Source organism: Tepidanaerobacter sp. EBM-38 (assembly GCA_001896545.1).
Lineage (GTDB): Bacteria > Bacillota > Thermosediminibacteria > Thermosediminibacterales > Tepidanaerobacteraceae > Tepidanaerobacter.
On the sequence record MPOT01000041.1, the window covers coordinates 39,741 to 52,831 of the forward strand.

The window sequence follows — 13,091 nt, forward strand, 5'->3', positions numbered from 1 at the left end:
TCATTAATTGAATATAATCACCAAGAATTTAAGATAGTTTTTTATAGTTTTTATCGATGTTTAAAACATATGTAGCTATGTTAAATGAGTGATCTCCCACACGTTCAAAATTGCTTAACATATCAAGGAAAATAACACCTGAGCTTGGATTGCATGTTCCCTCGTTAAGCCTTTTTATATGATTGCTGCGCAATATTTTTTCCATACTATCGATTTCTTCTTCATTTGCAAGAATTTTTTTAGCAGATTCTTCATCCCAATGCAAAAAAGAATAAATAGCCAAATCAAATGTTTCTTGAACCTTTACAGCCATTTCAAGTAACTCATTAATGGCATCTTGACTGAATGGCAATTTGTGTTCCTCGCGGAATTCCGCTAATTCTAAGATGTTCATAGCATGATCTCCTACACGTTCCATATCATTTACCGCACTTATAAAATATGTTATAGATTTATATTCATCAACTGGTAAAGAGGTTCGTGAAAGCAAGGCTAAATAACGGGTAGTCTCCCGAGCAAGCTCATTAATAACTGTTTCTTTTTCCCTGGCAAGTTTATCTTTTTTCTCATCATATTTGAGAAATGTATCTATTGAATCTTTAAGAGTTTCTAAAGCTAAGCTGCCCATTCTGGCAATTTCTTTTTTTACTTGGACTAGAGCAAGAGAAGGTGTTTCAAGCAGCCTGTCATCAATGTATTTCAAACCTCGCTCAATGACCTCAGGTTCTCCTGGAATAATATAATTGATTAGCTTTACAAGTAAAAATGCAAAAGGAAATTGAATGACAGTATTTACCACATTGAAAAAAGTATGAGCATTGGCGATTTGCCTAACGGGGTCAGAAGAAGTTAAGGCAACAACCATCTGAACTAACGGAAGCATTAGCAAGAAAATTATCGTTCCAATGATATTGAATAAAAGATGGAATAAGGCGGCTCGCCTAGCATTGATATTAGTTCCGATGCTTGATAGCAGTGCGGTGACACATGAACCAATATTATCTCCGAATAAAATTGGCAGGGCTATTGATAAATTTACCAGACCTTGGCTGGCTAGTGCCTGGAGTATGCCAATGGTGGCACTGCTGCTTTGAATAAGACCGGTGAGTATAAAACCTGCTAACACGCCCAGAATCGGTGTTTTACTAAAACTCGTCATAAATCCGATGAACTGAGGTAGTTCAGCAAGAGGTTTTAGGGCTGTTTCCATGGTCTGCATGCCAAAAAATAAAAGACCGAATCCTAATATAACTTGTCCTATAAATTTGCGAGTTTTATTTTTGCTGAACAAAAATATACCGGTTCCGATACCGATGGCCGGTAAAGCGATATTAGAAAGTTTAAAGGCGATGAGTTGTGCTGTCATAGTAGTTCCGATATTTGCACCCATGATAACACCGACTGCTTGAGAAAGATCCATAATTCCTGCATTGAGCAAACCTACTACGATGACAGTAGTAGCACCGCTGCTTTGAATTATAGCTGTAACCAGGGCACCTACAAAAACGCCCATTAGACGATTTGTCGTTAAAATTTCCACCAGGTTTTTAAGCTGGTCGCCGGCAGCCCTTTCTAAACCCTCACCCATCAATCTCATGCCATATATAAAAAGTCCTAAACCGCCAAACATTGTAAAAAATAAATTCCAAGACAACAGATACCCTCCTTTCCAAAAAGATGACCTAGTTTAATTTTAGCAAAAGCTCTATGATTTTACTATGCCTGTTATTTACACCCAAAAAGGAGTTGCTAATATGATTTTATTATTTTTACAGTCTTTTGTAGTTCTTATCTATTTTTAAAACGTATGATGCAATATTAAAGGAGTGATCTCCTACACGCTCAAGATTAGTTAAAAGATCAAGAAATATAACACCTGAACTAGGATCACAAGCTCCTTCACTAAGTCGCTTTATATGGTTAAGACGCAATTTGCTTTCCATATTGTCAATTTCCTCTTCATTTTTCACAATTTTTTGAGCCGAGGGCTTATCCCAATGCAAAAACGTATAAACTGCCAGATCAAAGGTTTCCATGACCTTAGAAGACATTTCAACTAATTCTTGAATGGCTTCATTGCTAAAAGGCAATCTATGTTCATTGCGAAATTCAGCAAGTTCCAGTATATTCATGGCATGGTCTCCAACACGCTCCATGTCATTTACTGTGCTTACTAAGTCGGTTATAGAAACATGTTCGTCATCAGGTAAGGATGTGCGCGAAAGTAAGGCGAGATAACGCGTGATTTCTCTGGCTAAATCATTGATAACAGTTTCCTTTTCTTTTGCAATTTTATCTTTTTGTTCGTCGTAATAAAGAAATGTATTTGTAGAATCCCTTAAAGTTTCTAAGGCTAAATTACCCATTCTTGCAATTTCTTTCTTAACTTGAGCTAAAGCAAAAGAAGGTGTTTCAAGTAGCCTGTCATCAATGTATTTTAAACCGTGTTCGATTATTTCCGGTTCCCCGGGAACAAGATGAATGACAAGCTTCATAATCAAAAAGGCAAAAGGAAGTTGAATAATGGTATTTGCCACATTAAAAATAGTATGGGCATTTGCAATTTGCCTTACTGGATCAGAGGAAGTTAAAGCTACAGCCGTTTGAACTAGCGGCAAAAGCAGCATGAAGATTATAGTTCCGATTATATTGAAGATAAGATGAAATAAGGCAGTCCTCCGAGCTGTAATATTCGTGCCAATACTGGAAAGCAAGGCTGTAACACATGTCCCAATATTATCTCCAAATAAAATAGGCAATGCTGCGGATATATTAACAATGCCCTGACCGGCTAAAGCCTGCAGAATACCTATAGTAGCACTACTGCTTTGGACTATGCCGGTGGTTAGAAATCCTGCAAAAACTCCCAGAAGAGGATTTTTACTAAAGCTCGCTATGAATTTGGTAAATTCCGGTATTTGAGCAAGAGGTTTTAGGGCTATTTCCATAGTCTGCATGCCAAAAAACAAAAGACCAAATCCCAGTATAACCTGTCCAAGAGATTTTTGAGTCTTATTCCTGCCAAAAAGGAATATTCCGGTTCCGATGCCTATGGCCGGTAGAGCAAGATTAGTCAGTTTAAAGGCGATGAGTTGAGCTGTCATTGTAGTGCCGATATTAGCACCCATTATAATGCCTATGGCTTGAGAAAAATCCATAATCCCTGCGTTTACAAAACCGACCACCATAACAGTGGTGGCACTGCTGCTTTGAATTATTGCGGTAACCAGAGTACCTACTAAAACTCCTAATAAGCGGTTGCGAGTAAGGAGCTCCATTAAACCTCTCAATCGATCGCCGGCAGCCATTTCAAGCCCATCGCCCATAAGTCGCATGCCATATATAAAAAGGCCCAAACCTCCTAATAATGTAAAGAATGAATTTAGTGACAAAGTATCCTCCCCTTGTGAAATTGATGCGTCGATTTAATTATATCAAAATCTAAACAACTTAAATATGTATTATTAATGAAGATTTTGATGCGACTTGGTCTAATCAAAATCTTAATAATTTAAATATGTATTAATGCCTACTAATTCTACCATGATTCTAGGATAAAACGCAATTGATGCTAAAATATTTTTTATTAAGTTATAGTCTTTGATATCGGTATTCCTGAAAATAAGTATGATTAATGTGACATTTTGAAATGGATTTTTAGAACTTTTGAGTAATGAGTAGTATACCTATAATTATAAAAGCAATACCTCCCCCTAAATGGATATAATGCATAGGCAGTGATTTTGATATAACCGAGCCTAAATACACACCTATAATAGTGTTTAAGATAAGAGCCAAAGCTGCTCCGAGAAAGACACTTAGATATGATTCGTTGTGAGCGGCTAAAAGCATTGTAGACAACTGAGTCTTATCTCCCAGCTCTGCTAAAAAACCAAGGTAAAAGTTGTCACAAAGGTTTTCCATATAAGCAAAATCACAGCCCCCTTCGAGAAAGTTTTTTCCCTTTTGTTTGAAACAGCCCAATAATTTTAACACTTTTAGTAAAAAAGTCCAATAGGCTTGCTGTAAAAAAACCTATACCAGCTCCCAATAGAATACTAAAAACAAAAGCATCGCCGCGATTTAATGCCAGTTCAAGGTTAAGTCCCAGCGCTGCCGGTATTCCAACATAACTTCTGATTCCACTTAGGTATTTAGTATAAAAAGGTATCCATGAAATAAAGCTCCAGATTATTCCTAGGACAACTCCTTTTCGCTGCCTCGTGGTAATCATTCAAATCCACCTCCCAATTTATTAGTAAATAGTATTCGAAACTTTTAACTTATATTCGATGCAATGATATTTTTGCTTAATATTCATATCAGGCTTTTATTATGAATAAAATAAAGAAGTTTGAAGTATTAAGAGGGAGGTGGGAAAAATCAAACGGTTATCTTTTAGCAGGATTAGTATAACTAAGCTTATATGTTTTTTAACATTGGCAGCTGTAATATTCGCTAATTATTATACATTTTTCCCCAAGGCTATTGCTGTTTTTGCCGGAGCTGATCGGCTTGTGCCCATATATCGGGTAGAAACACAGGAAAAAAAGGTAGCTATATCTTTTGATGCGGCTTGGGGTTCGGATATTACGCCGAAATTATTGGAGATATTGAAGAAATATAACATAAAAACCACTTTTTTTCTCGTTGAATTTTGGATGGACAAATATCCGGATATGACGCGGCGCATAGCCGCAGAAGGTCATGAGATAGGAAATCACTCAGCAACCCATCCTAATATGGGGAGCCTTTCGAAAGATGAAATTGTGAAAGAAATAACTGAAACACATAATAAAATCAAAGAACTTACAGGTCAAAATGCCACTTTATTTCGACCACCTTTTGGAGATTATAGCAACATACTTATAGCTACTTGTAACGAGTTAGGATATTACGCTATACAGTGGGATGTAGATTCTCTGGACTGGAAGGATTTGAGTGCTAATGCAATTTATGAAAGAGTAATAAATCAAGTAAAACCAGGTTCCATAGTGCTTTTTCATAATAACGGAAAACATACGAAAGATGCCTTGGAGTCAATTATAAAGGAGCTTAATCATCAAGGATATGAAATTGTACCTGTATCAGAGCTTTTGATAAAAGGAGATTACTACATAGATAAGTCCAGTGGAGAAATGAAAAGGGGGAAGATGTAATTATTCTTACGTATTGATGACAATAAAGTGACCTTTTTAAATTTTTGAAATAACTTTAAACATTCATATATTGACTGGCATACTGGTTAAATCTATAATATGGTTAGGGAATGGAATATAAAGATTTGACTTTAAAAAGACCTGCTAGACTCAAAATAAGAATTTGAGCAGTAGATTTAAAGGTTTTGTTCTAACTAGGGAGGGGCTAGATGTGCAAGGAGACGCAAGAATACTTGTAGTTGATGATGAAAAACGTATTGTAGATTTAGTGAGATTGTACTTAGAAAGGGAAGGATTTATTGTCGATGAGGCTTTTGAAGGCCAACAGGCTCTAGATATGATATCAAATGTATCCTATGATTTAATTATTCTGGATCTGATGCTTCCGGTTATTGACGGTTGGACTGTTTGTAAAAAAATCAGAGAAAAATATGATACGCCTGTGATAATGCTGACGGCTAGGGGCGAAGAATTTGACAAGGTTTTGGGGTTTGAATTAGGAGCAGATGACTATGTGGTAAAACCTTTCAGCCCTAGGGAACTTACTGCTAGAGTCAAAGCACTTTTGAGGCGTATGGCATCTAAGGAAGATGATGAAGCTGAAGCCTTAAATTTCCCAGAATTGTTAATTGACCCTGCAGCTAGAGTTGTTAAGGTTGATGGCAAAGAAGTTGCACTTACACCTAAGGAATTTGACCTCTTATATTTTTTAGCTAAAAATAAAGGAAGAGCATTTAATAGAGAAAAGCTGTTAAAAGAAGTTTGGGGCTATGATTTTTACGGTAGTCTGCGAACCGTGGATACGCACATAAAACAACTTCGGGAAAAACTTGGCCGCAGCAGGGCTGCCTCATATATAAATACTGTTTGGGGCATTGGCTATAAATTTGAGGTGGAAAAGTGAATCTGAAGAAAAGTATCGTAACAAAGTTATGGCTTTATATGACGGTTTTAGCTATCGTTACTCTTTTGTTCTCGGGCCTAGTGCTTTCCAGCGTATTTGAAGACTTTTATTTTAATATGCGAAAAAATGAGATGATAAACGAAGGGCAACAACTTATATCCTTAATTTTAGGAGGAGCAAATCCGTCAGAGCTGCTTGATGTAAGTAAGTTTATCAATGCTCATGCTGTATTAATAGACCGACAAGGTTTGATTCAAGCCAGCTCAAATGTGGTAAAATTCAACGGCATTGCTATTGGACCAAAAGAATTGTCAGAGGTCTTAAAAGGTAATATTGTTGTGCATAAAGGCCATATGCCTCAGTTTAATGCTTCTATGCTTACTGTGGCTTTACCTATAAGAACTGAGGCAGGGGTAGCGGGTGGCCTTATTTTGTTTTCTCCTATGTCGTCCATTGAAGACACTGTATGGCAGATAAGACGTTTGATTTTGTCTGCGGCGGTTATAGCAATATTGATTTCTACAGGCTTGAGCTTTGCATTATCAAGAACTGTATCTAAACCACTGGTTCAAATGAAGAAGGCGGCAGAGGAAATGGCAAGGGGTGAATTCAAAAGCAAAGTTGATGTGGATTCTGAGGACGAAATTGGGACTTTGGCCAAAACTATAAATTATTTATCTGATGTAATAAATGAAAATATTAATGCACTAGACCAGGAAAAAAAGCAGCTTCAAAATGTACTTTTAAGCATGAGTGACGGTGTTATAACATTTGATACTGCAAATCAGGTTATAATGGCTAACCCTCAAGCACTTGAGATTATGCCAAATATAAAAGAACATGATAACAGTTACCTTAATATCCTAGAGCCTCTGCTAAAACAAGTTAAAGACAGTGGAGAATATGTTAGTAGAGAATTGAGAATTGATGGAAGGATTATCAGCACAAGGTTGACGCCGCTTTTTAACGAAGACCGGCAGCTATGGGGAATCCTTGTAGTGCTAAAGGATGTTACTAGAGAAAGAAAACTGGAAGACTTAAGGAAAGAATTTTTAGGTGATGTTTCGCACGAATTAAGGACACCTTTAACGTATTTACAAGGTTATACTGAGGCCCTACTGGATGGTTTAGTCGAAAATCGTGAAGAACATGACAGATACCTTAATATTATTCTTGAAGAAACGCTGCGACTTCGCAGGCTGGTGGACGAACTATTACAACTTTCGCATATTGAGGCAGGTCATTTAAATATAAAAAAAGACCGTGTATCAATTAAAAACTTAATTGAAAGGGTTTCTAAAAAGGTTTCACCTATTTGCGATGATAAAAATATAGAGCTTAAAATAGAAATAGAGGATATTCCAGCGATTACAGCTGATGAAGATCGTGTTGAGCAGGTGATGATAAATCTTATAGATAATGCTGTAAGATATTCTCCTAATGATAGCAAAATAATAATAAAAGCACAGCCTTGCAAAGAGGGTGTCATTATTTCTGTAAAAGACAGCGGAAGCGGTATACCAGAGGATGAACTTCCTTTTATTTGGGAAAGGTTTTACAAGGTAGACAAATCCAGAACACGGCAAAAAAGCGGTACAGGTTTGGGTCTGGCTATTGTAAAAAAAATTGTTGAACTGCATGGGGGTAGAGTTTGGGCAAAAAATTGTCCGGAAGGAGGGACAGAATTTTCCTTTCTTATGCCGTGGGATGCATGAGCTTGAGCATTAGTATATAAATAAGAGGGTTTTCTCTTTTTTTAATCGAATATTTATAGAAAACTAAATTTAAAAAGGGTGATATGAATGTCAAAACAAAAGCAACTTGTTAAAGATTTCTTAAAAAGGTATCATATGGATTATGAAAATATAGATATAGAAGAAAATTGCAAAATATTTATTGATGAGATGAAAAATGGTCTTGAAGGTAAGCCTAGCTCTCTTCAAATGATACCTACATACATAACTGTAGATAAGGAAATACCTCTTGAAGAACCTATTATAGTGCTGGATGCCGGCGGTACAAACTTTCGAGTGGCCACCTGCTATTTTGACCGAGAGGAAAAACCAATTATTGAAAATTATAAATCATATCGCATGCCTGGAACCTACGGAGAGATATCAAAAAAAGAGTTTTTTGAAACAATGGCCAACTACATTAAGCCGGTTTTGCAGTATAGCAAGAAAATAGGGTTTTGTTTTTCATATCCGACAGAAGTTCTTCCGAATAAAGACGGACGACTGCTTCAATTTAGCAAAGAGGTAAGAGTTAAAGATTTGATAGGCGAGGTCATTGGTGAGAATTTGTTAAAAACTTTAAGGGATATGGGATTAGATGGTAATAAGGATATAGTAATCTTGAATGATACTGTTGCAACACTACTTGGAGGTAAGGTCAAATATCCGGATAGAATATTTTCCAGCTATGTAGGTTTTATCCTGGGAACGGGAACAAATACATGTTATATTGAGCAAAATAGTAATATAAAAAAAGCTAAAGCTCTTGTGGAAAAATCGGGTTTCACAATTATTAACGTAGAATCAGGGGGGTATTCCAAGGCACCAAGGGGTTTAATCGATGAGGAATATGACCTTCAAACAGTTAATCCGGGTGAATATGCTTTTGAAAAAATGCTTTCAGGCAAATATCAAGGCGGTTTAATAGCCACTGCCATAAAAAAAGCTGCAGCAGAAGGCTTGCTTTCTGAAGCATTTTCTAAGAAATTTGATAAAATAAGTGAACTCACTGCTAAGGATATAAATGATTTCCTCTATTATCCTTATTCAAAAAGTGTTCTTTCTACTTGCTGCTCCAAGGAAAGTGATGACGCCGTAATCCTATATCACATTATTGACTGCATAATAGAAAGGGCTGCAAAACTTGTGGCAATAAATCTTTCAGCCATATTACTCAAAATTGGTGAAGGTATAAATCCTTGTAAACCTGTATGTATAACCGCTGAAGGTTCAACTTTTTATAAATCCAAACTGTTTAAAGATAAACTGGATTATTATATAAAGGATTATCTTAATGATAAAAAGGATTTTTACTGTGAATTTGTGCAGGCAGAAAATGCAACATTAATAGGAGCGGCTATTGCAGGATTGCTAAACTAAAATATGGCTTTCTATGATTATATAGTGTAATAAAAAACTCTACTATGTAAAGTCAGAATTTCTTTACAGAGTAGAGTTTTTAAAAGTTAAATTTGTTAAATTTCATTTATTACTTCTTCTACAGAATAATATGGAAGATTATGAGCTTCGGCTACCGCTTGATTTGTAATTTTATTGTTCATGATGTTTATACCTTTTGCTAATGCTTGATCATCTAAAGCAGCTTGTTTCCATCCCTTCTTAGCTATTTCGACTAAATATGGTAAAGTAGCATTAGTCAAGGCAAGAGTAGATGTGCGGGGTACCGCTCCGGGGATATTAGAAACGGCATAATGTATAACGCCATGTTTTACAAATACAGGATTAGCATGTGTCGTAGGCTGTTTAATAGTTTCAACACAACCGCCTTGATCGATAGCTACATCAACAATAACGCTGCCGGGCTGCATTTTTTTAACCATTTCTTCAGTAATTACCTTAGGAGTTTTAGCACCGGGAATTAAGACTGCACCTACTACTAAATCGGCATATTTTGTAGCCTTGGAAAGGTTAAAACGGTTAGAATACAGTGTTTCAATTCTGCCCATGAAAATATCTTCCAGATACCTGAGCCTGTCCACATTTATATCTATAACGGTTACACGAGCGCCTAATCCCATTGCCCTCCTGATGGCTCCTCTCCCGACAGTACCGGCTCCAACTACTACTACCGATGCCGGGGTTACGCCAGGCACACCTTCTAATAATATACCTTTACCTCCACGGGTTTTTTCAAGGTATATTGCACCTTCTTGAATAGCCATACGCCCAGCCACTTCACTCATAGGGGTTAAAAGAGGAAGACTTCTGTCATGGCGCTGAACTGTTTCATAGGCTATTGCGGTAATGCCTGAATCCATAAGAGTTTGAGTTAAGCTTAGATCGGCTGCCAAGTGAAGGTAGCCAAAAAAGGCTAAACCCGGTCTTAAATACTTATATTCTGATTCATGGGGTTCTTTGACCTTTACTATCAGTTCACTGTTTTTCCACACGTCAGAGGCACTGTTTATCATATCTGCTCCTGCGGCTGCGTAACTCTCATCGGAAAAACCGGATCCTATACCGGCACCTTTTTCAATCAAAACCTTATTGCCGCAAGCTGTTAGGGTATCTACACCGGCAGGTGTAATTGCCACGCGATTTTCCTGTTCTTTTAATTCTTTAACAATACCAATAATCATTTTTTTGCCTCCTCAAAAAGATTGCGAGCGTTAATAAAAAATAATATATTTTAAAGTATATCAAAAAAGTAATAATTAAACCAGTAAAATTTAAAAAAAAAAGCAGGATGAACCTGCTAAAGAGGGGCTTTAAACAAATTATAAAGGGGGATTTAAATAAACTCTTATATAAACTTAATTTTAACAATGAATTTTGGTAGAAATTTGTGTGAAATGTGATGTTTTTGTGATACTATATTATTAAGTGGAAACATTGTGGCCATTTTGGTATAATTTTATTAAATACGGTATAAGGGAAGAAAAATCAAGTGGATAATAATGTAAATGAAGAAAAAGATGTTTGTGAAGTATTCTGTATTGAAGAAGATAAAGTAAGGCGATTGGCAAACACTATTCCGGATATGTTGGATTTGGCAGATTTATTCAAAGTTCTTGCTGATGAAACACGGGTGAAGATTGTTTACCTGTTATCCAAGGAAGAATTATGTGTATGCGATATTGCAGCTCTCTTAAATTCTACGGTTTCCAACGTATCTCATCACCTTAGGGTACTTCGAACTGCTCACCTTGTTAAATTTCGCAGAGAGGGCAAGCAAGTATACTATACTTTGGATGATGAGCATGTAGTCCATATCATAAAAGAAGGATTTGAACATGTGAATCACATTCATCAGGAAAAGTGACAATCCTTCCTTCTGCTTATATAATATTGGTGGGAGGAATTTTTATGTTTAACCCGGATAAAATAGCGGATTTCCCAGAAAAACCTGGTGTTTATATAATGAAAGACAAGCGAAATAGAATAATATACGTAGGTAAGGCCATATCTCTAAAAAACAGAGTGAGGTCTTATTTTCAGTCCCCGAAAAACCTTCCGATAAAAGTTGCTTCGATGATTTCAAAAGTCGAAAATATTGAATATATAGTTACGGATTCAGAAGTTGAAGCGCTTATACTAGAGTGTAATTTAATAAAGTTTAATAGGCCTAAATACAATATTTTACTCCGCGATGATAAGCAGTATCCTTATATCAGAATTACACTGAACCAACCCTTTCCACGTCTAGAGGTTGTCAGAAGGGTAAAACAAGATAAAGCTCGCTACTTCGGACCTTATGCTGATGTAGGGGCTATGAGGGAAGCTATTGATGTAATAAATAAGATTTTTCCAATTCGTAGCTGTGGAAAGGATTTAAGCCAAATTCCGCTAAAAGAAAGACCATGTCTTAATTACCACATAAAGCGCTGTCTTGCTCCATGCCAAGGTTTTATTGAAGCAGAGGAGTATGATGAAATTATTAAAAACATTATAATGTTTTTAGAAGGAAAACAGGAAACCCTAGTTAAACAACTAAAGGAGAAAATGCAAGAGGCTGCTGATAATTTGAATTTCGAAAAAGCTGCTGCGCTAAGGGATCAGATTGCGGCATTGGAGAAGGTATTAGAAGAACAAAAGATAGTATCTACAGATATGATAGATCAAGATATTATTGCTATGGCAAGAGGCATTGACATGGTATGTATACAGGTATTTTTTGTAAGAGAAGGGAAAGTTGTAGGGCGGGAACCTTTTATTTTGAGCAATACAAATGGTGCAGAACGGAAGGAAATCCTTACGGCTTTTGTAAAACAATTTTATAACAATGCTAATTTTGTACCTGATGAAATTATAATCGATGAAGACATCGATGATAAAACTACAATAGAAGAATGGCTTAAACACAAAAAAGGGTCTAAAGTTTATGTAATAATACCAAAGCGTGGAGAAAAGAAGAAACTGGCGGAAATGGTTGCGGAAAATGCACGAATATATTTAGATCAAGTTGATAGCAAAGATGAGCGTGAAAAATTGAGAAACCTTCAAGCACTTGAAGAGTTGAAGCAATATCTAAATCTAGAGAATGTACCCAGGCGCATCGAAGCATTCGATATTTCAAACACGCAAGGTGCTGAATCGGTGGCGTCCATGGTAGTCTTTGAGGAGGCTCAGCCCAAAAAGGAAGATTATCGGAAATTTAAAATAAAGACTGTTAAAGGGCCAAATGACTTTGAAAGTATGAAAGAAGTTGTTTTCAGACGGTTTAAGCGAGCACTTTCAGGTGATAAGAAATTTAACAATTTACCTGATCTTCTTCTAATCGATGGAGGTAAAGGCCAGCTCAAGTATGCACGCCAGGCTTTAAAGGAATTAGGTTTATCTTTCATACCCACGATTGCTTTAGCAGAGGAGTTCGAGCATATTTTTACGGAAGGAAATGACGAACCCATCATACTGCCGGAAAACTCTGAGGCACTTTATTTAGTTCAAAGGATAAGAGATGAAGCGCACCGCTTTGCACTGAGCTTTCATCGAAGTCTCCGAACCAAGAGGAATCTAAAATCTGTGTTGGAAGACATTCCGGGTATAGGAAAAGCCCGCCGGTTGGCACTTCTCAAGACATTTGGCGGTCTTGAAGGTATTAAGCAGGCTTCCTTAGAAGAACTTGCGAGCGCACCGGGCATGAATAAGAAAGCAGCACAGGCAGTATATGAACATTTTCACTGCATCTCAAAATAAAAAGGCATTCAGGTAATCTTATTATACTAACTATCTTTAAACCACAATATCAAAGGGCATTTAAACACAACAAAAGCAAGTTTAATACTAATGTTTATAAAAAACAGGAAAGTTCCTGTTTTTTTTTCATAGATATTT

General features: G+C 36.6%; 11 protein-coding genes. 6 read left to right on the top strand and 5 right to left on the bottom strand.

Annotation, left to right across the window (positions count from 1 at the left end; genetic code table 11):
• Positions 1 to 28: 28 nt before the first annotated feature.
• The 4 genes from BUC45_RS04720 to BUC45_RS04735 all read right to left on the bottom strand — a co-directional run bounded on the left by BUC45_RS04720 (position 29) and on the right by BUC45_RS04735 (position 4,234).
• Positions 29 to 1,654 carry a Na/Pi cotransporter family protein gene (locus BUC45_RS04720; RefSeq protein ID WP_296970715.1) on the bottom strand — a complete coding sequence of 542 codons (1,626 nt, stop codon included), beginning with the start codon at positions 1,652 to 1,654 and terminating at the stop codon, positions 29 to 31.
• Positions 1,655 to 1,769: 115 nt separating this feature from the next.
• Positions 1,770 to 3,392: a Na/Pi cotransporter family protein gene (locus BUC45_RS04725; RefSeq protein WP_296970716.1), complete on the bottom strand. Its 1,623-nt coding sequence runs from the start codon at positions 3,390 to 3,392 to the stop codon at positions 1,770 to 1,772.
• A 265-nt stretch (positions 3,393 to 3,657) separates the two neighbouring features.
• Positions 3,658 to 3,924 (bottom strand): TMEM165/GDT1 family protein, encoded by a 267-nt coding sequence (locus tag BUC45_RS04730; RefSeq protein ID WP_296970717.1) that lies wholly within the window; start codon positions 3,922 to 3,924, stop codon positions 3,658 to 3,660.
• A gap of 10 nt (positions 3,925 to 3,934) precedes the next feature.
• On the bottom strand, positions 3,935 to 4,234 hold the full coding sequence (locus tag BUC45_RS04735; RefSeq protein ID WP_296970719.1) for a hypothetical protein: 300 nt from the start codon (positions 4,232 to 4,234) through the stop codon (positions 3,935 to 3,937).
• Positions 4,235 to 4,439: 205 nt separating this feature from the next.
• On the opposite strand from BUC45_RS04735, the gene BUC45_RS04740 reads away from it, so the two are divergent.
• From BUC45_RS04740 to BUC45_RS04755, 4 genes are all read left to right on the top strand, one after another.
• Positions 4,440 to 5,159 (top strand): polysaccharide deacetylase family protein, encoded by a 720-nt coding sequence (locus BUC45_RS04740; RefSeq protein ID WP_296970721.1) that lies wholly within the window; start codon positions 4,440 to 4,442, stop codon positions 5,157 to 5,159.
• 211 nt (positions 5,160 to 5,370) lie between these two features.
• Positions 5,371 to 6,063: a response regulator transcription factor gene (locus BUC45_RS04745; protein WP_296970722.1), complete on the top strand. Its 693-nt coding sequence runs from the start codon at positions 5,371 to 5,373 to the stop codon at positions 6,061 to 6,063.
• Positions 6,060 to 7,778: an ATP-binding protein gene (locus BUC45_RS04750; protein WP_296970723.1), complete on the top strand. Its 1,719-nt coding sequence runs from the start codon at positions 6,060 to 6,062 to the stop codon at positions 7,776 to 7,778. The genes BUC45_RS04745 and BUC45_RS04750 overlap by 4 nt, the downstream gene beginning before the upstream one ends.
• An 87-nt stretch (positions 7,779 to 7,865) precedes the next feature.
• The gene (locus tag BUC45_RS04755; RefSeq protein ID WP_296970724.1) at positions 7,866 to 9,176 is read left to right on the top strand and encodes a hexokinase; all 1,311 of its coding nucleotides are present in this window, start codon (positions 7,866 to 7,868) and stop codon (positions 9,174 to 9,176) included.
• 95 nt (positions 9,177 to 9,271) lie between these two features.
• On the opposite strand, the gene ald is transcribed toward BUC45_RS04755, so the two are convergent.
• On the bottom strand, positions 9,272 to 10,396 hold the full coding sequence (gene ald / locus BUC45_RS04760) for an alanine dehydrogenase (protein ID WP_296970725.1): 1,125 nt from the start codon (positions 10,394 to 10,396) through the stop codon (positions 9,272 to 9,274).
• A gap of 308 nt (positions 10,397 to 10,704) precedes the next feature.
• Between ald and BUC45_RS04765 the strand changes: the two genes are divergently transcribed.
• Together BUC45_RS04765 and uvrC are read left to right on the top strand one after the other, a co-directional pair.
• Complete coding sequence (locus BUC45_RS04765; protein WP_296970726.1) at positions 10,705 to 11,079, top strand: metalloregulator ArsR/SmtB family transcription factor; 375 nt, start codon at positions 10,705 to 10,707, stop codon at positions 11,077 to 11,079.
• 44 nt (positions 11,080 to 11,123) lie between these two features.
• A complete protein-coding gene (gene uvrC, locus BUC45_RS04770; RefSeq protein ID WP_296970727.1) occupies positions 11,124 to 12,953 on the top strand; it encodes an excinuclease ABC subunit UvrC in 1,830 nt (609 codons plus the stop codon).
• Positions 12,954 to 13,091 lie beyond the last annotated feature (138 nt).

What these genes read in the sequence shown, in the direction of transcription:
- ald (WP_296970725.1), bottom strand. Translation starts at nt 10,396, where the DNA reads ATGATTATTGGTATTGTTAAAGAATTAAAAGAACAGGAAAATCGCGTG.
- BUC45_RS04735 (WP_296970719.1), bottom strand. Translation starts at nt 4,234, where the DNA reads ATGATTACCACGAGGCAGCGAAAAGGAGTTGTCCTAGGAATAATCTGG.
- BUC45_RS04755 (WP_296970724.1), top strand. Translation starts at nt 7,866, where the DNA reads ATGTCAAAACAAAAGCAACTTGTTAAAGATTTCTTAAAAAGGTATCAT.
- uvrC (WP_296970727.1), top strand. Translation starts at nt 11,124, where the DNA reads ATGTTTAACCCGGATAAAATAGCGGATTTCCCAGAAAAACCTGGTGTT.
- BUC45_RS04730 (WP_296970717.1), bottom strand. Translation starts at nt 3,924, where the DNA reads ATGGAAAACCTTTGTGACAACTTTTACCTTGGTTTTTTAGCAGAGCTG.